This window comes from Planctomycetia bacterium (assembly GCA_015200345.1).
GTDB lineage: Bacteria > Planctomycetota > Phycisphaerae > UBA1845 > UTPLA1 > PLA3.
Map to the genome: position 1 here is coordinate 1320118 of CP054187.1, position 19570 is coordinate 1339687.

The window sequence follows — 19570 nt, forward strand, 5'->3', positions numbered from 1 at the left end:
CTGACGCCTCACGCCTCAAGTCTGCACCTTCCCCCTACTCCGCCAGGTACGTGTACCCCTTCAGCCCCTGCTCGTAGCGTCGCAGGAACTCGGCCGACTCGTGGAAGGTGATCTGCTTGCTGCGGACGGCCTCCTCCACCGTGCGGCGGAGTTTGGCGATGAGGGTTTCGGCGGGGTACTGCACGTATTGCAGGACTTCCTGGATCGTGTCGCCGTCGACGACGTGCTCGATGAAATACTCGCCGTCGTTGCCGAGGGTGACGTGGATGGCGTTGGTGTCGCCGAAGAGGTTGTGCATATCGCCGAGGATTTCCTGGTAGGCCCCGGTCATGAAGATGCCGACGTAATACTCGTCGCCCTGCTGCACGGGGTGCAGCTCGAGCGAACTCTTGATGTCGCGCAAGTCAATAAACTTGTCTATCTTCCCGTCGCTGTCGCAGGTGATGTCGGCCAGCACGCCACGCCGCGTCGGCTCCTCGGTCAGCCGGTGAATCGGCATGATCGGGAAAAGCTGATCGACGGCCCAGCAGTCGGGCACGCTCTGAAACGCGGAGAAATTGCAGACGTACGTATCCGCCAGCATCGCCTCCAGTCCCTGCAACTCGTCCGGCACGTAGTCCTTCTCGCGCATGATGTTCGCGATCCGCCGGCAGGCCGCCCAGAAGATCACCTCCATCGTGCTGCACTGCTGAATCGTGAGGTAGCCGAGGTTGAAGGCGCTCATGGCCTCGTCGCGCAGGTGCAGGATGTCGTGATAGGCTTCCTGGAAATTCTTCGCGCTGATCGAGTTGTACGCCTCGAGCAAGTTCTGCAACACCTGCGGGGCGTCTTCCGGCAGGCTCGCCGGCGCCGGGTGCTCGGCCTGCTCCGTCACGCCCAGCACGTTGAAGATCAGCACGCTGTGGTGCGCCGTGATCGCCCGGCCGCACTCGGTGACGATCGTCGGATGCGGCACCTCGGCCGCGTTGCAGGCCTGCGCCACGGCCGACACCACGTCGCTCACGTATTCCTGCATGGTGTAATTGGCGCTGGACTGGAAGTTGCTGCTGCTGCCGTCGTAGTCCACGGCCATGCCGCCGCCGACGTCGAAGTATTTCAGCCCCGCGCCGAGCTTGGTCAATTCGAGATAAAGCCGGCAGCCCTCGGCCAGGGCCTGCTTGATCGATCGGATGTTGGTGATCTGGCTGCCGATGTGGAAGTGCGTGAGTTGCAGGCAGTCCAGCATGCCCTCGCTGCGGAGCAGCTCGACGCCCTTGAGCATTTCCGTGAGCGTCAGGCCGAACTTGGACTTCGAACCGCCCGACTCCTGCCAGCGACCCGAGCCGCGCGTGGCCAGCTTCATGCGAAAACCGATCTTCGGGCGGACCTTCATCGCATTGGATCGATCCAGGATGCGCACAAGCTCCTGGTACTCCTCCACGACGAGGACAATCGTCTTGCCCAGCCTCGTCGCCCAGAGGGCCATGTCGATGTATTCGTTGTCCTTGTAGCCGTTGCAGATGATCAGCGGCTCGCGGGCTTCGAGCATGGCCAGCACGGCGAGCAACTCGGGCTTGGACCCGGCTTCGAGGCCGAAGGAGAACGGCCCGCCGTATTGCACGATCTCTTCGACGACGTGGCGCTGCTGGTTCACTTTGATGGGGTACACGCCCATGTACGAACCGGTGTACTCGTGCTCGGCGATCGACTTGGCGAATGCCTCGCAAAGCTGCTGGATGCGCGAGCGGAGAATGTCCGAGAAGCGAATGAGAATCGGCGCTTCGATGCCGCGCTGGATCAGCTCGTCCACCAGTTCCTTCAAGTCGAGCGACGGGCCTCCGGCGCCGCGCGCCGAGACCGTCACGTTGCCCTTCTCGTTGATGCCGAAGAACCCCGCGCCCCATTGCAAGACGTTGTACAGGTCCAGCGAGTCCGCGATCGACCATTTGTGCAGCATGTCCGATCGCGCAGGCGCCGTTTTGAGAATGTTGGCCATCAATTGATTTCCCTGAAGGAGAATAAGTCCTTTGTCGGTTTGATTCGCCGCCAGCTCGAGTCAGGAATCGCAACGAGGGTGCGGGTGGCGGTTCGCGGCTGCTGGCTTGGTGGAATGTCCGGCGTTGATCGGGCCCGTCCATGCCCCGCGGCGCTGCCGATCCGCAACCTCGCCTGATTCCTCCGGTTGCGCGGAAACGACGCCGTGCAATGGAATATGAGAGCATTCTCCAACCGGCGAGTCAAGCCGGATGCCGCCTTCGACGCCAAAAACTTTTCAGCAGGCCGCCCCATTCACACTTTCTTGACCCGTGTCCAAGCCCCCTTAGACTCTCTCCCATCGCTCATGCGCACCCTTCACACCTACTTCGGCCGAGAACTCCTCAAGGCTTTCCTCATGACTGCGGTCGCATTGACCATTCTCATGGTCATGGGCGGGGGGGTCGCCAACATCTTCCGCGGAGAGGGCATCGGCGCCGAGGAAATGGCCAAAGTCTTCGCTTTTCTCACGCCCGTCGCCGTGACGCTCATACTTCCCGTCGCCGCACTGTTCTCCGCCACCATCACCTACGGCCGGGCATCCGCCGATAACGAAGTGCTCGCCGCCCGCGCCGCCGGCATCAACGTTCACCGCCTGCTGCTTTCCGCCGGTCTGCTCGGGGTCTTCGTCACGCTTTTCACGCTGGTCTCCTGGAACTTCATGATCCCGGGCCTGTCCGCCGCCATCGAACAAATCACACGCAAAGATCTGCCCGCCATCGTGCTGTACCAGTTTCAGAAGGCAAAGCCGCTGGCGTTCGGCAAATACCGGATTATGGCCAACGGTTTTGAGAAGCTGGACCCGGCCCAAATGATCGCTGCGCTCGCCTCGCAACCCGCCGCCAACTCGCTCTCGATCGCCTCGAACGAATCCGATGCCGTCCCCGGCTCCGATGCCCCCATTCCCATCCAGCCACACCACACCTACCTGCGACTGATCGGCGTCTCGTTCCTCGAAATTGAGGACCAGGAGGTCATGCGGTACGGAACGGCCGACGACACGATCATCGACTTCGACCCCGGCACGGCCGAAAGCCCGTCGCCCAAGATCACCGTGGATTTGCAGGGGGTGCGCACCTTCGACGCCACGCGGCGGCAGTATTACGAGTTGCGTCATCAGATCCTCGGCCCAATCGAGATCGCCCTGCCGATCAAGCGCAAGACCAAGTTTGAAGACCTGCTCACGCTGCTGAAGTTCATGGAAAAACCGATTGTGATTCCCGAACTGCAGGATCGGCTCTGGGGCCTGGCCCGCGAGATGATGACGCTGTTTCTCGCGCAGGACATCGACGCCGCCCTCTCGGCGGGAAAGCCCTTCACCCTCGTCGGCTCGGAGAAGTCAAAATTCTCCATGGAACTGACCGCCGGGACCTGGCGGATCAATCCCGATGACGGCCGACCCGAAGTGAAGCAGGTGAAGCTGATCGAACAAGCCGGCAAGGATCGGCGCATCCTCCGCGCCGACGAGGCCGTGATCGAATTGAAAAGCTCATTCAAACGCGACCGGCCGCTGGTCATCGTGACGCTCAACGGGAACGTCGAGATCCAGGACGACCCGCCCACCCCCGGCGGGCGCATTGTGCGGCGGCCGAAGGAGACGCTGACGCCCGTCGAGTACATGGATCAGCCCGGTCTTGCGGCGCGGTGGGCGAGTTTCAAACTGGAAGACATGCTTGAGCCGGACGCGGGCATCGGGCTGCCGGGGCGACAGGCCAAACTGCACGAGAAGATCTACAAGCGAATGCAGGAGTATCAATCCGAGATTCGCGGCGAGATTCACTTCCGCATGTCGTATTCGTTCAGCGCGATCGCGATTGTCCTGCTCGGCGCGGTACTGGGGATTATTGTCCGCAATGGGCAGGTGCTGACCGCGTTCGGGATCAGTTGCGTGCCGATGGCCTTCGTCGTCATCGCGTCGATCATCGGGCGGAACCTCGCGGATCGACCGCAATACGGATGGTTAAGCATCCTTGTCATGTGGTCGAGCACGGCCTTCATGTTTGGCGCGGTGTGGTTCTTCGCAACGAAAGTGCTCCGACGATGAAAAAACAGCGAAGAATCAATGGGTGCGCCGGGGACCGGGCCTACGCGAGGTTCTTGAGGAATACCTCGTTCGTCTCAAACTTCTTCAATTCGTCGATCATGCCTTCCATCTGCCGTTGCGGCGTCTGGGATAGCAATCGGCGGCGGACGCGGGACATTTTCTCGTAACCCTCGGCCCCGAGGAGCAATTCTTCCTTCCGCGTGCCGCTTTCGGACAGGTTCATCGCCGGCCAGATGCGCAGGTTCGCCAGTTCGCGGCTAAGCACCAGCTCCATGTTGCCGGTGCCCTTGAACTCCTGAAAGATGAAATCGTCCATCCGGCTGCCGGTCTCGACGAGCACCGACGCGATGATCGTCAGGCTGCCGCCGTTCTCGATCTTGCGCGCCGAGCCGAACATCTGCTTGGGCAGCTCCAGCGCCCGGATGTCCAGCCCGCCGGTCATCGTGCGACCGCTGTTTCCTACAAGTGTATTAAACGCCCGGCCCAGGCGCGTCAGCGAATCCAGCAGAATCAGCACGTCCTCGCCCATCTCCAGATGCCGCTTGGCCTTCTCGATCATCAGCTTCGCGATGCGCCCGTGGCTCTTCGCGTCGTGATCGTTGCTCGAATACACGACCTCCGGCGCGCCGTGCTGCCAGCCGCCCGGCGCTTTGACCACCGCCCGCTTCATCTCGGTCACTTCCTCCGGCCGCTCGTCGATCAGCAGCATCATCAGGAAGATTTCAGGATGATTGGCGGTAATGCCCTCGGCCATCTGCCGCAGCAGAACGGTCTTGCCGGTGCGTGGCGGCGCGACGATCAGGCCGCGCTGGCCCTTGCCGATCGGCGCCAGCAAATCGACGATGCGCGTCGACATCGGCCCGCCCGGCGTTTCGAACTTGAGGATCTCCGTGGGGTGGACAACCGGCAGCTCTTCGAAGGGCAATACCTTCGCCCAGGCCCCCGGATGCTGACCGCAAATTTCCTTGATGAACGACACCGTCAGCGGGCCGTTTCCTTTGCGACCGCGGTTGGCCGTCGCGGTGAGCGCCTCACCGCCGCGAAGCTTGAATCGCTGGATAAGGTCGCGTGGCACCTGCGGATCATTCGGTGAAACCGTGTAATTGCGCTTCGGGTCGCGAAGATACCCCGGCCCGTTGCCCGCGATTTCCAACGTGCCCTCGACGACTTGTTCATTTGGCTGCATCAATTCGATTCCCGCTGGTCCGCCCCCCCCCCAGGGCGCGGACAATTCCGATCCAAGAAACTGGTTTGAGCGCCGGCGCCTCGCGCGATAATGTCCGATCCGCCGCGCGGTGCGTCGCTTCCCCACGAACGCTTCGGCCGATCCGCCCGAAGCTTGCACTCAATAACGAACCTCAAATCCGACGAACTGACCCGTCGCCGCGCTGTCGTGCGCGATCACCTCGCGTATATGGCCAGACATCTCCTTCTGCACGTCGGCCAGAAAACGCTCGATGGCGTCGCGATCCCCTTCCACGACTGCTTCGACCCGGCCGTCCGGCAGATTCTTGACGTACCCGCAAACCGGAAACTTCCTGGCAAGGCTGTGCGCCGTGAACCGGAACCCCACACCCTGCACGCGACCGGAAAAATGGACGGTTCGACGAATCATGAAGACAGGCCGCCGGACATCCGCTCAAACGAATGACCGTTCCCACAGCCCGCCAAGGCATGATAGGGCGGCAAATCCCCGCCCGCAAGCGCGGCACCGTCTTGCCAGCCGTCGCGCCGCCGTGGTATGCTCCATGCCGATGACGTCAATACCCAGCCCGCGTGGAGCCTGAACGAATGTACAAGAAAGCCAAGAACGCCCTGAAAAAACACAAGAAACGCAAAGCCCGCCTCAAGGCCAAGGCCAAAGCCATGAAGGCCAAAGGCGCGTCGAAGTAAACGCGCTCATGTTCTCCCATCCGCGCTTCCGTACGCCGCGCTCGACCGGAGCAGCGCGACGTCCTGGCGTCATCCTGCTGACACTTTCACCGTTTTACCGAGGCTGCTCTGCGCCTTGGGGATCGTAACGTCCAGGACGCCATTGCGACAGGTCGCCGACACACCCGATTCGCTCACCGGACCGGGCAGTTCGATCTTGCGCGCGAAGCTGCCATAGCGACACTCGCCGCGCAGCTTGCGACACGCCGCCTGGCTCTCGCCCGCCCCGACGGCGCCCGGTTTTTCACTCGCCCGCGCAGGCTCGGCCTTGAACCCGCGAATCGAGAGCGTCTGACCCAGCATCTCGACCGAAACGTCTTCCGCCGCCATGCCCGGCAACTCGGCTCGGACGATGTACCGATCCGCCTCCTCGAAGAGATCCAGGCACGGCGCCCAGTCCTGACCATCAAGCGGCGCGGTGCTCAAGCCCAGATGCCACACACGATCCAGCAGCCGATCCACCTCGTTCCGCACCCCCTGCACGTTGAACGGCCAATCCGACGGAAACGGGAAACTTGCCATGAGTGATTTCTCCTGCTGCCCCACGCGACGAAATCGCCGCGAATGAACGGACAAGCTCATTATATCACGGACGATGAGCCGGCTCGCCGGCTAATCGCTTCGAGCACGGCCCCGCTCGCCGCGCTGGCGCCGCGCCTCGTAGAACATCACCGCCGCCGTCGTCGCCACGTTCAGGCTGTCGGCCAGGCCCGCCATGGGCACGCGCACGAGCCGTGTTTCCGCACCGCGCCAGACGCCGGACAACCCGCGCGATTCGCTGCCATACACCAACGCCGTCGGCCGAGCCAAATCAATATTCGTGTATATTTCGTCCGCCGCCGGATCGGCCGCGACCGCCTGCATGCCCCGCGTCAACACCCACGCCCTCGCCGCGGACGCCGTCGTCTCCACCACCGGCAACGAGAAGATTGTCGACACGCTCGCCCGGATCGCATTCGGACCGTACACGTCGATCGCCGAATCCACGACGATCACCGCCTCGACGCCGGCTCCGTCGGCCGTTCGCACGATCGCTCCGAGATTGCCCGGCTTCTCCACGCCTTCTAAGACCGCAACCAGCGGCGACGATGAGAGCCTCAATCCATCGAGCGTGCGATGAGGCCGCCGCGCCACCGCCAGCACGCCGCCGGTCCGGTCGCCGTAGCGAATCTTCTCAAACACCGGCCGCGCCACTTCCACGGCCCGCGCCCCGGTTGCCTGCACCGCGTTCACCAGCGCCCCGCCAGGAGCGGCTTCCCACAATTCTTTACAATAGTATAATTCAAGGATCGCCGCCCCCGCCGCCGCCGCACGCGAAATCTCCCGCACGCCGTCAATCAGGACTTCCTCCCCGCCGCGAGACCGCCGCCGCAGCCGAAGCAGTTCCTTGATGCGCTCGTTCGAGGCACTGGTGATCACCGGCGAAGCTCCGCTAAAAGTTGTTCCATCGAATCGCCCGGACCGTGCGCCCGTACCGCGCCACCCAGACCGCCCCCAGCGCGAGATTCCCCAGTAACATGATCACAACCCCCCACGGAACTCCGCCGATTCCTCGCATTCCGGTAACCGCATGCATGAACGCTTCGAATTGCTTTGAAGCAAGAATGAACACCGTCAGCAATGAGCCATTGAACGCACAGTGTGCGAGCAGGAAACAACTCTCGTAGTTCAGCAGCTTCAGCAGCCAGCGCCCATCGCGCAGCGGCGCTTGCCACGCTACCAGCAATGCCACAACGGCCCCAATCCCCCGATGCCAGAGCCAACCGACCAGGGGACAAATGCATCCGGGAACCATCGGAATCGCCAGCGCTTCGACCCAATCAAATCGGCCCGGCGTCGCCGGCTTGCGCAACAACGCGACCATGCAATAGACCGTAAAAAACCAGCCATATGCCCCAACGCCGATCGCCAGGAACATCATGATCAAGAACCGGCCCGACGCGCGCATCCCGCTGCGCATCGGCATCATCCTGTAAGCCTCGGTCGGCATCAGCAAATTTGACCAGGTCGATTTTAGCCAATTTAAAAAAACCGGACGCGCCTCCCAGTCGGGCGTCCTCCGCGACCGCCCCGGCAGCAGGGAATCCGCCGCCACACGACCGCACTCCGAACACACCGCTTCGGCCTGTTCATCCACCAATTGGTAGCCGCAGCCCTCGCAGACCATGGGCAGTTCGTCCGTCTTCGTGCGCGAGACCATGCCTTCATCCAGTTGCCTCACCCACCAGACCAGCCCCCAGAACAGAAGTGAGACCCCCGTAAGAGCCAGAATGCCTTCCGCGTCGTGGCGATGGGAAGGGGGAACAACTCGCCGGAGTTCATAATCCACCGCGATCACCACAAAATAGCTCACCACAATGAGGATCGCCGCCAGCCAGACGAGGAGCAGGGACGATCGCAGGCCCCTTGCCAGCGTCTGCCACACGGACCCGTTGCGATGCAGCCCGGGAAACCGCAATACCGCGAGAATCAACGAGATGCCCACGAACCCCAACGGCGCCCCGAACAGCGCCGCCTGGCCGTCAGCTCGATTATGACCACGAACGTTGCGCGCGAGCGTTTCGGCGAACCCATTTCCGGATAGACCGTCCTCAAAAATGACCAGTCCGAAGACGGTCAGACTCAAAAACGCCAGCCCCGCAAGGAGGGACAGCGTTTGCGCAGCCGCTGGGCATCCCACAAGAGCGGCGCCCATCGCCCTCGGACGCAGTAGATGCGTCAGGGGTAACCAGAAGCCCCGGCAAAAAGTCAGCCGCGACATGGACGATTGAGACACGCCCTGCTCAACAACGCCGGACCCGGCGGCAATCTGAAGCGTTTCAAGATCGTTCATGCACGCTCTGTTAAGAAATGGAGCCGAGATGAACCTGCGGCGCCGACCCTGCCGGAGATTGCATCTAGTCGTTTGTCAGCTTCGCCGGTCCCTGCCGCTCAAACTCCGCCGGGTCGCGCAGGCTCTTCAGCGCGAAGCGGTCGGTTGTCCGCGAATACAGATCGCCCCCCATTCGCGCCACGGCCCGCAGTTTCGCCGGGTCGCATACCATATCCCCCGTCGCCAGCACCGTCTCGTCCACGTGCACCGCCACCACCTCGCCGAACACCGCCTGGCCCGCCCCCGGCTGGTCACCGCAACTGACAATCTGCATCAATCGGCACTCGATGTTCACCGGGCTTTCTTTCACGAGCATTGCCCGCACCTTCTTCCCCGGCAGCGGCGTCAATCCGCTCTTCTCAAACTCGCTCACGCCGTGCGGGAACTCCGTGCTGCACACGTTCATCCGCTCGGCGATGGCCTCCGTGACCGTCGCGATGACAAACTCCTTTGTCGCCCGGATGTTCGCCAGCGTGTCCTTCGGCTGCCCGTGGCGATTCAGCGCCGGGCTGAACACCACCACCGGCGGATTCGCCGACATCATGTTGTAAAACGAAAACGGCGCAAGATTCGGCCGACCCTCGGCATCGATCGTCGAGGCGAAGGCGATCGGCCGCGGTTGAACAAAGGACAGGTACAAGCGGTGCATGGCCCGCCACGAGTGCTCGGTAGTTGCCAAGTCAATATACATTGCGCCCTCAATCGGATCCGGTGAAACCTCGCCGCCGCCGCTCGAGCGACGCGGTGCGTTCGCGCGCGCAAACAACTCTACGAATCATAATCATGCCGCGCCCTCGCCGAGTCGGCCACGCGCAAAAAAACGCCCACGGGTCTTATTACCCCGTGGGCGCTGAATGGGTTCAACTCTCTCGCCGAATCGGTCGCCAACGGCTCACCGACTGGCCGATCTGCCGCCGCGCGTTAATTACACGGCGTCACGTTGAGCAGCAGGCTGACGAACATATCCACGTCGGCCGAGTCGAGCGGACCGCTCTCCGGCTTCTCAACCTGGGCGCACGCACTGGTGCTGATGCTGCCGATGTACATCTGGGTAAACAGGGCGACGTCGCCGCCGTCCACCACACCGCTATTGTCCAGATCGCCCGGACAATCGCAGGTCGGCACCGAGGGCACCAAAACGTCCGCCACCACGCTCGTCGGCGTGCCGGCCTTGTAAAGACCGATGGTCATCAGGCCCTCGACCGGCGGGCTGTCGGCGTCGAACCGGTAGTTGTACAACGTGCCCCAGCGCAGGGCGTTCGAGTTCGCCGCCGGCGAGGCCACGGGCATGTTCCACGAGATCGACGTTCCAGGAGTGACCGTCGCCGGCCAGTCGCTGCCGTCGAAGTTGATGCCAATCGTCGCACCGTCGCCGTTGTGGTACTCCACGTCGTGGAAGCCGGTGTTGGTCACCACGCTGCCCGCCGGAAGCGGAATGGAAATCGACGACGCGCTGCGATCCGAGTTCATGTTGAACACGGCGTACTCGTAGTGCCACGGGCCGTTGCCGACGCCACTCAAATCGGTGACGCGATAGCCGATCGTGAAGCGCCCGTCGTTGATGACATCGACGTGGACGATCTGTACCGCCGGATCATGCACTTTCCACGCGTTGATCGCTGCCTGCTGCCGCACCGTCTGACCGGCCAACGTGCTGAACCAGGTCATCGGATAGCTGCCGCTGGCGCCAAACTGACATCGCCGATACGAGGCATTGTTGTTGTCGTTGCCGGCGCCGGCGTCGTCTTGTGAAACATACATGCCCTCGGCATAGTACGCCGCCCCGGCATTTTGAGCCGGATCGATATCCGAGATCAGTACGCGACAGCGACCCAAGGTTGAATTGCTGGGAGGATTGCTTGTCGGATAGGGCCAAACCAGGATCTGACCGGTCGCCGCATTAATCTGCGACTTGGGGCCCATGCCCGTTCGATCGCCGTTGCGCGATGCCGTGTACGGGTCAGAACAACCGACGCCGAGATTGTCACAGCAGCCGCCGCAGTACGGCGAGCACGCACTACACACCGTGCCCTGCAACGCGCAGAAACCATGCTTCAGCCACGCCTGCCCCAGCATCTCAAAGCGACCCGAGCCATCGACGACCTTGTAGCGATACAGACCTTGGTTGATGACCGGGTGCCACGACGGATTCGCCGCCCCAAAGGTGTACCACCACAATGGATTCGTCCCAACGTTGCAGGAAGTCGTTCCAAACGAGTAGGCCACGTATCCGCCATTCGTGCCCCAATTCGAAGGCTGCGTCCCCGGGCTATCCCCATTGCCGCGCAGCTCGCCCACCGTCACGTCCGGACCCGGCGCACGAAGACCGGCCTCGCTATCCGGCTCGCTCGGCTCCATCGCCTCGCGGCTCATCCCCTGAATCGTCAGATGGCCGACAAAACGCCCGGCCATGCCCGACTGGTTCAGGACGTTGGCGGCAAATTGTTCCGAGACGACCAGCTCACCCCGCACGGTGATCGTGCCGAACGCTCCGTCGAAATCCACGGTGACGCTTTCAGGCGACACGGACAGGACTTCCAGGTGCAGGTCCTGGGCATCGCTCACATGGCCGTGTCGGCCGGCAAAGCCGATCAGAAAGTCGCCGACGTTCACCGTCTGGCGGCCGGCGTCGGTCGAAATCGTCCACTTGCCGGTGCCTTCCGTCGCGAGCACGCCGTACAACCCCGCGCTGGCGCCATCCACGCGCGCCAACTGAAAACTCGACGCGGCGCCATTCACATTGAACTGCATGCCGACGTTACCGTCCGCCCTGGTTTCGACCGGAAACGTCACGCCCAAAGCGCCCATCGCGCCGGCATTCAGCTCCAGCAGGGCCGTTCCCGTGGTCAAGCCGTATCGCTTCTCATTCGCCGCCGGCCCCTCGGCACGCACCCCAACCGAGGTCGCAGACAGCACCACGCCCAGGAACGCCAGTCGTTTCGTCCAGCCAAACACTTTCATTTCCACATCCTTATAAAACGAGCGGCCATCCCGCAGCACGTCCGGCGAACCGACGTCGATTCCGCGCGCGGTGTAGGACCGACTAGAGACCAATGGTGCGATGTGAACCTCACCCGCTCCTCGACTCCACCCACACATGGATCGGTCGACTCGCTGGTCGGGTCCCGCAGGAGCGCGCGGCCAGCGCGTCAATGACACGGAATGCTAGTTGCAACCACCGCCTCCATTATAACGTCTGAAAACCGCCCCCAATCGCGTCGAAAAAGTTTCTTAAATGGGGCTGCGCATTAACGCACGCTGGTAGCAGGCGGCCGCAACCATCGCCCTGTCAATGAGTTACGGCCCACGGCGATCGGCCCCAAGGGTAAGCGGCCCTCCTTGGGCGGGGTACACCGAGGCCGAGCAGTGGATGCCCCCGTCGCGACGGAGGCTTTCTCCGCATCGAATCGGCACAACCTTCACCCCTTCGCCCCAGGCGCGCGCGATCAATGCCGCCGCGTTGGAATCGAGTGCCACGAACATGCCACCGTATGCCGGCATGAAATAATGTGACCGCGACTGGATGCCGTTTAAATAGCACAAACTTTGCTCCGAATCGGCGAGGCTCGGCACGGCGACGACCTCCCAGCCCAGGCGCGTCAGCGCCTGCGTGATGTCCTGACGCTGGGCCCGCCGCCGGATGAGCGAGCGGAAATACGACGACGCGTGATCCGCGCCCGCGAAGGATGATTCCGTCGCTCCCGCTGTGTGAAGAATATCCACCGATGCCATGAACAGATTGAAGTTGCCCACGGCCGACTCCCCCGACCCGACCGCAAAGCAGCGAACCAGATCGAGCGGCCACTGTCCAGGCTGAACGGCGAGGCGTTCGAGGCATTCTGCCGCGGCGGCCCCTGCCTCGCGGTCATTCGACCGGTCCAGCATCGCCCTGGACCGCGCGAGCGATGTCCGGGCATCGAGCGGCAACGGACCTGACGAATCGCTTGACGCAAGCCGCGCCAGGCCCAGCCGGACGATCTCCCTCGCCGCAGCCAGCTCATCATTCATCAGGACGACGGGCCGGCCGTTGACGTTGCGGACCGCCACTTCGTAGTCGATGTGATAGGAAACCGCCGGTAGTACGACGGTTTCTTCGCAGCCGAACTCGATCGCCAACGCCGCTTCGACTTCCGCCGCGGTCAGGCCCAGCGATACGTTGCGTTGAATCTCCGCCTCCCCCACCAGCAGGACACGCTTACGCCGCGCGGCGTCCCACACCGCCAGCAAATTGCCCCCCTGAAACAACAGAGGCGACTGCGCAAACGGCAGCCCCGCCTCGGCCACGCCTTCGCACACGAACGAGTCGCCGGTGACAAAGATCGACGCCTCCTCGCCGCGGCTCGCGTAGCGCGGCACCAGCGTCAACGGCGACGCGGCCTGATCGATCTCGCCCGGCGCGAGGACCGTCCCCGGTTTTCCGTTGTCCTGCGCCCATTGTGAGAGGGGAAAGTCTTCAATAATTACTATTGTCTCATTCTGACGCGGAACCGCCCATCCGCGGAGCGAACCAAGCAGCCCGCCGGCGTGTTTGCGCTCCACGCTGATGATAAACCGAGCGTCGGGCAGCGCCGCGAGCAATTGGTGAAACACGTCCAGACAGCCGCCGTCACCGGGGCCTTCGTAGTAACTCCCGGCCGACGCCTGGAGCCGGACCCAGCCGATCGCGTGTTCACCTGACTCCGTCGCGGCGCGATAGCCCGGCTGCGTCGGGCGAAACACGAAGCGCCGCGCGCGGGCCATGGCGATGACTTCGTTCTCCGAACGACCCGCGGCGACGGCTTCATCCACCGCGCGCACCAATGGAGGAGGATCGCCGGCGATGCGTACGCCGATCGATTCACGTTCCGACGCGGAATCATCCACGAAGAACGATAACAAATCCGTGGGGAGGCCGATGCCACGCAGCACTGATTCGCGATCTCGATACGGAACGGTGAGATACGTCGGATCGCGCGCCGCCAGCCAGTACTCCACGCGCGCGAACGTCATCGGGAGACCGTCCGCCGCGAGACGTTTGGCCACGAGATCCGCCACGTGTTTTCTCGCCGCGGTTTCTCCGTCACGGCCCACTTCAAACGACCACCTGCCGCCGATCGGCTCGGAACCGCCCGCCGCAGGCGAAAACACCATCGCGCGAAAACCACGCGCGCCCGGGCGAGACTCGGGATACGACCGTCGAAGCTCCTGCCGAGCGCGATACCCCGGTACCGTTTCGCCCGCGTCTATGACTCGCACGACGCCCGACCCGTCAGTCTGCTGCGCCTCGGCGCGAGTTGACACACGAGCCAATCCATGCGCGCCGATGAGCGAAACAGCAAACGCATACGCTTGAATGAAGCGTCGGGTCATGCCCGCCTCCCGCGACGCCACAACACAACGTACAACACCGCCAATCCGATCACGAACCCACCCGCGCCCCACGCCAGCCAGTTCGCCGCGGTCGCACGATCGTCCATCGCGCGTTCCGTCACCGGCAGGACGCCGGGGCCAACGGGATTCCCTGCGGACGATCCGCGGATTGCATCGGATCGCACCACCGGGACCGGCAGGTTCGTCTGCGCGACGACCACGCGATACCGTTCTCGGAAAGTCGTGCGGATGACCCGATCGGCGACGCGCCGGAGAAATGGCTCCGGGAGTTTCAGATCGCGCACCGCCGCCGGGCCGAGTTCCTGCCCACGCAGGTTTTCGAGCACCTCGTCTTCTATCGCCGTCGAAACCCTTGGCGCATCGGAACGCGCCGCCCCGCCGGATTGACCCAGCGCGATCGGGCGCGCCGTGCCCAGGACAAGGCAGGTGAACAAAACGCCCCCCCCCAGGATGCCAGTATTGCTTTTCTTGATGTGCTTGTCTCTCGACATGAGTCCTGCCGATTGCAGAAGCCGACGATCTGCGCGTCGAACATGCGGTACGTTGCGCTCCGCGCCACGGCGAATCCCGGACCGATCGCGGCTCGGACGGCGCTCGCTCACTTGCCGCCGACTCGCGCAATGTCCCGCCGCCAGGCAGGCATCTGCTCGCGCCGGACGGCCGCCCAAAGCCCGGCCTTCGCCTTCTCCGCGCGCTGTTCAGCGGCCACAAACTCGCGCTCGCGGACATGACCAAATCGCCGATCCGCATACGCCAAGCCGCGCTCAATCAGCATCCGGTTCAGCAACTCGCCCTCGGTGTCGGAACCTTCGGCCACCACATACAGATACGCCAGCAGGCGACCATACCGATCGCGATTGGTTCGGTTTCGATCCAATTCCACACGCACGCGTCGACCCACGACTTCTCGCCGCACAAAGTTCGCCGCCTCGCGGCCGAAATGCGCGTCGGTCTCGCCCGGTGCGTGCGCGATCTCCGGGCAGTCGACGCCCCACAAGCGTACACGCGTCATCGGTCGCCCGCCGTCGGGCAACTCAAGGTCCAGCGTATCGCCATCGGCGGCGTGAATCACCCGTGCAACGCGATCATGATAATCCTGATCGCGCGCGCCACGGCGAATCGGCTCCCGCGCGTGATCCAGCGCGGACAGCAGCACGACGACGCCCAGCACGCTCGCCACGCGCCATCGACGACGCCAACGCCATCGCTTGACCAGATCGGGTATCACGGCTTGTGCAGGGGGTTCGCGCCGGGCTGGCCGCCGCTGGCTGCGTGATCCAGTTCAAAGACCTCGTGCACCGCGCGGAGCGCACGCTCGCCGTCCTCCTCGCGGATCACGCACGAAATCACGATTTCGCTCGTGGAGATGTTTTCGATGTTGACGTTTGACTGATGCAACGCCTCGAACATGCGGCTGGCCACGCCCGTGTGCGTGCGCATGCCCACGCCCACGACCGACACCTTCGCCAGCTTGTCGCGAATCTCGACGGACAAACCCGGCAACTCCTGCCCCAGCTCCAGCCCCAGATTGCGGCACGCCTCCACGTCGCCCTTGTCGACCGTGAAGCTTAAATCGGCCGTCGTGCCGCCGGCATGGATCACCTGGATGATGTCGTCCACCATGACCTCGCGCTCGGCCACGCGCCGGAAGATTTCGCTGGCGATGCCCGGCCGGTTCGGCACGCGCACCAGTTCCACGCGGGCCAGGCCCTTCTTCAGCGCCGCCCCGCGCACGATCACCTGCTGCAAGTCGCTTGATACGTTCACGATGTCGGTCCCCTTCGCGTCGGTCAGGCTGCTGCGCACACAAAGCCGCACGCCGTAGTTCTTGCCCAGCTCGATGCTGCGCGAGTGCATCACCTGCGCTCCCAGCGACGCCAGCTCCAGCATCTCGTCGTAGAAGATGTAGTCCAGCTTCCGCGCCGCCGGCACGATCCGCGGATCAGCCGAATAAATCCCATCTACATCTGTATAAATCTCGCACACGTCCGCCTGCAAGGACGCCGCCAGCGCCACCGCCGTCGTGTCCGATCCGCCCCGGCCCAGCGTCGTCACGTTGAACTGCTCGTCCACCCCCTGAAAACCCGCCACGATCACGATGCTGCCCTGATTCAGCAGGGACATCAACTGCGTCCGGCCCGTAATTTCGCGAATCCGCGCGCGCCCGTGCGAGCGATCCGTCTTGATGCCGATCTGCGCGCCGGTCATGCTGATCGCGTCGTGCCCCGCGTGATGAATCGCCATCGCCATCAGCGCGATCGACACCTGCTCGCCGGTGGCCAGCAACTGATCCATCTCCCGCCGGCTGGGACGGTCGGTCACTTCATACGCGAGGCTGATCAGCTCGTCGGTCGTCTGATCCATCGCCGAGACCACGACGGCCACCTGATTCCCGGCGAGCTTGGCCTGAATGGCGCGCCGCGCCGCGCGATGAAACTTCTCCGCATTGGCCAGGCTCGTCCCCCCGAACTTTTGAACGACAATGGGCATGATGGTTCCACGCGGATTATCGCCGTGGGGAGGCCGCGCCTCAACGCCAGCGAAGCCGTCCGCTCCCGCGGCGAACAACGCCGATTCGGTACACCGTCTCCCCGCGGACTTTCAAGAACGCCGCAACGCTCCGCGCGAACGCCGCACGAACCACCAACACGTAGCCAATGCCCATGTTGAACACTCGAAACATCTCGCGACGATCGATCCCCGTCGATGCCAGCAGCCGGAAGATCGGCGGCACCGGCCAGCTCGTTCGATCAATCTCCACGTCGCACGATTCCGGGATGACGCGCGGCAGGTTCCCCTCCAAGCCGCCACCGGTGATGTGCGCCATCGCGCCGACGACGCGCTTGCGCCGATACTTTTTCAACAACGCCGTGATCGACGGGGCGTAGATCCGCGTCGGCCGTAGCAGCGCGTCGACAAGCGGCTCACCGAGATCGACCGGCAGCTTGCCGCGCCGGGGCAGCCGCGCGATCGCTTTCCGCGCCAGCGCGTATCCGTTCGAATGAATCCCGCTCGACGCCAGGCCGAGGACCACGTCACCCGGCTGAACCGTGGAACCGTCGATGATCCGCCGCCGCTCGACAACGCCGACGCAGAAGCCGGCGAGGTCGAAATGCTCCGGCTCGTAGAGATCGGGCAGTTCGGCCGTCTCGCCGCCGAGCAGCGCGCAGCCGGCCTGGAGACATCCGTCCGAGATTCCGCCGACGATCTCGGCGACGCGAGCCGGTTCGAGTTTGTGACAAGCAACGTAGTCAAGAAAAAAGAGCGGCTCGGCGCCGCACGTCAGCACGTCGTTGACGTTCATCGCGACAAGATCGATGCCCAGCCCGGCGACTCGGCCGTACTTCAGCCCCAGCAGCATCTTCGAGCCGACACCATCTGCCCCGGCGACGAGCACGGGCTGCTTGTAGTTTCGCCGGAGAATCGGCTCGGCGTAGTCCAGGAGCATCAGCCCGGCAAAGGCGTTGTGACGCGAGAGCACGCGCGGGTCGTGCGTGCGGCGCAGGGCGTGGCGGATCTGTTCCACCATCTCGTCGTTCGCGGAAATATCGACACCAGAAGATTTGTAAGTCAGGGCTGCTTGCTTCGGCCGCGAGGTCCGTCTCATGGCAGGCTGCGCTGGGTGAGGGGTTGTCCGATCCGTCCGCCGGTCGTGAGGGGTCATCCTATCCGCGAGCCGGGATTTGCGCAACCTTCCACCGTGAACGCGTCAATTGTGCGGATTCCGATCGCAGAGGGATTCAATTGAGCATGTTTCTGGGGGCGTGGCGCGGAACGAGTGACTCCGCCTTACCGGCGTATTCAGGCCGAGCGGTAAAAATGAAAACCGCCGGTCATTGCTGACCGGCGGCTTGGGTTTCAAGGCTTTGTTGCCCGCCATACAAGCCGGGCGGCAGGAGGCTTAGCGTCGGCGGCGGATCAGGCCGAGCGCGCCGAGGCCGAGGAGGGCCAGCGACGACGGCTCGGGGATCAGGACCAACTGAACGCCGTTGATCGTGCCGAAGCTCGGAGCGACTTCATCAGCGCTGATCGTCAGCGTACCCGCGACGACGGCGACATTCGCGTGCAGCGTGTGCGTCTGGCCGGCGATGAAGACGTTGCCGGCCGGAATCGGACCGGTCGAGTTCAGCGTGATACCATTGACGGTAACCGCCGTGGTGTCCGTTCCGGTGAAGTCCGGAGCGACTGCGTAGGTGTACACGTCATAGATACCGTTGACCAAGCCAGTGAACGTAATCGTCAGCGGGCCGGTGACCGCACTAAGGTCCTGGCCATCGTCCAGCAGAAGCTCCTGGTTGCCAGTGGTGTTCGCATTGTTGAACGCGAAGTTACCACCGAGTGCGGAGCTGCGTGTGACCGTCACAGGCGTCGGCGTGCATGCCGCACCCGTGCCCGCATTCAGAATCTGGGTCTGCGAGATGCCGTCGAACAGGTTCCAGCAACCCGCACCCGCAGCGCCAGCAGCTGCGCCATAGGTGTTAGCAGGAGCGCCGTCGCCAGCACCGCCAGGTGCAGCCGTGTCAAAGTCGATGTTGATGTTCTGGGCGTTGACCGAAACGGCCGCAGCCAGAACGAACGCTACCGCAAGTGAAATCTTCCGCATGTCTCTTCCTCCTGATTGCCTTGAGGCGGCCAAGTCGATTTGACCCTCCGCCGCCTGTATTTCCTCGCTCCAACGGCACGCGCAGCTCGCCCAACGGGCCTGCACTACCGCAACTTGAGAGCATCCTAACCGAATTCACGACTCGATGTCAAGAGTTTGCGGCACTCGATTTCGTTTTTTTCCGCAGTCACTACAAAACACGAGCAGTTCGGCCGCCTGAACCACATGCACAAGCCGCCCGATTCGCCGTAACTCAATTATTTTCAAACGGTTAAGCCAATAACCGAGTGCCCGAGTGCCCAAGATACAAGATAGATAACAAGTATAGATAAATGGATTCGGGACGTAAACCACCATTTATCGCGAAATCAGTGATCCGGGAATACACCGCCGGATCCCGTCAGTCTTTCGAATGGAGCCGAAGAGATTTGAACTCTCGACCTGTCGCCGCGGCGAACGCTCTCCAGCAAGCCCTCCCGCCAGCAATCGTCGGTGCGTTTCCTGGCCCCAGCCCGACTTGTAATAACGCTCCTGCTGAACGGCTTGAGATCGTTCGGAGTAGCCCTCGCAGTGAACGAGTTGCCGCGGCACATCATGCCGCGTCGATTTGGATTGGCCGCGATTGTGGCGGGCCAAGCGATCAGTCAGGTTGCCCGTCGAGCCGACGTCAAGCCGACCCGTCACTTTGACCTGCCCAGAGTTCCTCTTCGACACACAGTTCATCGGTCCCGCTTCG

Annotated in this window: 15 protein-coding genes, 1 tRNA gene and 1 pseudogene; 1 reads left to right on the forward strand and 16 read right to left on the reverse strand. The window is 63.2% G+C overall.

The genetic code is table 11. From position 1 onward, the window contains the following. Positions 1 to 34 precede the first annotated feature (34 nt). On the reverse strand, positions 35 to 1975 hold the full coding sequence (gene speA, locus HRU71_05555; GenBank protein ID QOJ02984.1) for a biosynthetic arginine decarboxylase: 1941 nt from the start codon (positions 1973 to 1975) through the stop codon (positions 35 to 37). 396 nt (positions 1976 to 2371) lie between these two features. Here speA and HRU71_05560 point away from each other — a divergent pair, with 396 nt between their 5' ends. Further along, positions 2372 to 4057 (forward strand): LptF/LptG family permease, encoded by a 1686-nt coding sequence (locus HRU71_05560; GenBank protein QOJ02985.1) that lies wholly within the window; start codon positions 2372 to 2374, stop codon positions 4055 to 4057. 40 nt (positions 4058 to 4097) lie between these two features. Here HRU71_05560 and rho read toward each other — a convergent pair whose 3' ends face one another. The 15 genes and pseudogenes from rho to HRU71_05635 all read right to left on the reverse strand — a co-directional run bounded on the left by rho (position 4098) and on the right by HRU71_05635 (position 19557). Then, positions 4098 to 5243, reverse strand: a complete 1146-nt coding sequence (gene rho, locus HRU71_05565) for a transcription termination factor Rho (GenBank protein QOJ02986.1) — start codon at positions 5241 to 5243, stop codon at positions 4098 to 4100. 159 nt (positions 5244 to 5402) lie between these two features. Beyond that, on the reverse strand, positions 5403 to 5672 hold the full coding sequence (locus tag HRU71_05570; GenBank protein QOJ02987.1) for an acylphosphatase: 270 nt from the start codon (positions 5670 to 5672) through the stop codon (positions 5403 to 5405). Positions 5673 to 6019: 347 nt separating this feature from the next. Beyond that, positions 6020 to 6511 carry an Hsp20/alpha crystallin family protein gene (locus HRU71_05575; GenBank protein ID QOJ02988.1) on the reverse strand — a complete coding sequence of 164 codons (492 nt, stop codon included), beginning with the start codon at positions 6509 to 6511 and terminating at the stop codon, positions 6020 to 6022. Positions 6512 to 6601: 90 nt separating this feature from the next. Next, on the reverse strand, positions 6602 to 7408 hold the full coding sequence (locus HRU71_05580) for an RNA methyltransferase (GenBank protein ID QOJ02989.1): 807 nt from the start codon (positions 7406 to 7408) through the stop codon (positions 6602 to 6604). 13 nt (positions 7409 to 7421) lie between these two features. Then, a complete protein-coding gene (locus HRU71_05585) occupies positions 7422 to 8822 on the reverse strand; it encodes a hypothetical protein (protein ID QOJ02990.1) in 1401 nt (466 codons plus the stop codon). A 64-nt stretch (positions 8823 to 8886) separates the two neighbouring features. After that, on the reverse strand, positions 8887 to 9510 hold the full coding sequence (locus HRU71_05590) for a flavin reductase family protein (protein QOJ04928.1): 624 nt from the start codon (positions 9508 to 9510) through the stop codon (positions 8887 to 8889). 272 nt (positions 9511 to 9782) lie between these two features. Then, positions 9783 to 11822: a hypothetical protein gene (locus tag HRU71_05595; protein QOJ02991.1), complete on the reverse strand. Its 2040-nt coding sequence runs from the start codon at positions 11820 to 11822 to the stop codon at positions 9783 to 9785. A gap of 336 nt (positions 11823 to 12158) precedes the next feature. Next, positions 12159 to 14210: a hypothetical protein gene (locus HRU71_05600; GenBank protein ID QOJ02992.1), complete on the reverse strand. Its 2052-nt coding sequence runs from the start codon at positions 14208 to 14210 to the stop codon at positions 12159 to 12161. Continuing rightward, a complete protein-coding gene (locus tag HRU71_05605) occupies positions 14207 to 14722 on the reverse strand; it encodes a hypothetical protein (protein QOJ02993.1) in 516 nt (171 codons plus the stop codon). The genes HRU71_05600 and HRU71_05605 overlap by 4 nt, the downstream gene beginning before the upstream one ends. 107 nt (positions 14723 to 14829) lie before the next feature. Continuing rightward, positions 14830 to 15411, reverse strand: a complete 582-nt coding sequence (locus tag HRU71_05610; GenBank protein ID QOJ02994.1) for a thermonuclease family protein — start codon at positions 15409 to 15411, stop codon at positions 14830 to 14832. 44 nt (positions 15412 to 15455) lie between these two features. Next, entirely contained in the window at positions 15456 to 16721 is a 1266-nt protein-coding gene (locus HRU71_05615; GenBank protein QOJ02995.1) for an aspartate kinase, read from the reverse strand. Positions 16722 to 16761: 40 nt separating this feature from the next. Further along, the gene (locus tag HRU71_05620; GenBank protein ID QOJ02996.1) at positions 16762 to 17838 is read right to left on the reverse strand and encodes a phosphoribosylformylglycinamidine cyclo-ligase; all 1077 of its coding nucleotides are present in this window, start codon (positions 17836 to 17838) and stop codon (positions 16762 to 16764) included. Positions 17839 to 18132: 294 nt separating this feature from the next. Next, entirely contained in the window at positions 18133 to 18834 is a 702-nt protein-coding gene (locus HRU71_05625; protein QOJ02997.1) for a PEP-CTERM sorting domain-containing protein, read from the reverse strand. A gap of 413 nt (positions 18835 to 19247) precedes the next feature. Next, a tRNA-OTHER gene (locus tag HRU71_05630) sits at positions 19248 to 19311 on the reverse strand. 36 nt (positions 19312 to 19347) lie between these two features. Beyond that, positions 19348 to 19557, reverse strand: a pseudogene (locus tag HRU71_05635) (GIY-YIG nuclease family protein). Between the last annotated feature and the right edge of the window lie 13 nt (positions 19558 to 19570).

Excerpts from the sequence above, each read along its gene's own strand:
- speA (QOJ02984.1), bottom strand. The coding sequence starts at position 1,975 with ATGGCCAACATTCTCAAAACGGCGCCTGCGCGATCGGACATGCTGCAC.
- HRU71_05560 (QOJ02985.1), top strand. The coding sequence starts at position 2,372 with ATGACTGCGGTCGCATTGACCATTCTCATGGTCATGGGCGGGGGGGTC.
- rho (QOJ02986.1), bottom strand. The coding sequence starts at position 5,243 with ATGCAGCCAAATGAACAAGTCGTCGAGGGCACGTTGGAAATCGCGGGC.
- HRU71_05570 (QOJ02987.1), bottom strand. The coding sequence starts at position 5,672 with ATGATTCGTCGAACCGTCCATTTTTCCGGTCGCGTGCAGGGTGTGGGG.
- HRU71_05575 (QOJ02988.1), bottom strand. The coding sequence starts at position 6,511 with ATGGCAAGTTTCCCGTTTCCGTCGGATTGGCCGTTCAACGTGCAGGGG.
- HRU71_05585 (QOJ02990.1), bottom strand. The coding sequence starts at position 8,822 with ATGAACGATCTTGAAACGCTTCAGATTGCCGCCGGGTCCGGCGTTGTT.
- HRU71_05590 (QOJ04928.1), bottom strand. The coding sequence starts at position 9,510 with ATGCACCGCTTGTACCTGTCCTTTGTTCAACCGCGGCCGATCGCCTTC.
- HRU71_05595 (QOJ02991.1), bottom strand. The coding sequence starts at position 11,822 with ATGAAAGTGTTTGGCTGGACGAAACGACTGGCGTTCCTGGGCGTGGTG.
- HRU71_05600 (QOJ02992.1), bottom strand. The coding sequence starts at position 14,210 with ATGACCCGACGCTTCATTCAAGCGTATGCGTTTGCTGTTTCGCTCATC.
- HRU71_05605 (QOJ02993.1), bottom strand. The coding sequence starts at position 14,722 with ATGTCGAGAGACAAGCACATCAAGAAAAGCAATACTGGCATCCTGGGG.
- HRU71_05615 (QOJ02995.1), bottom strand. The coding sequence starts at position 16,721 with ATGCCCATTGTCGTTCAAAAGTTCGGGGGGACGAGCCTGGCCAATGCG.
- HRU71_05620 (QOJ02996.1), bottom strand. The coding sequence starts at position 17,838 with ATGAGACGGACCTCGCGGCCGAAGCAAGCAGCCCTGACTTACAAATCT.
- HRU71_05625 (QOJ02997.1), bottom strand. The coding sequence starts at position 18,834 with ATGCGGAAGATTTCACTTGCGGTAGCGTTCGTTCTGGCTGCGGCCGTT.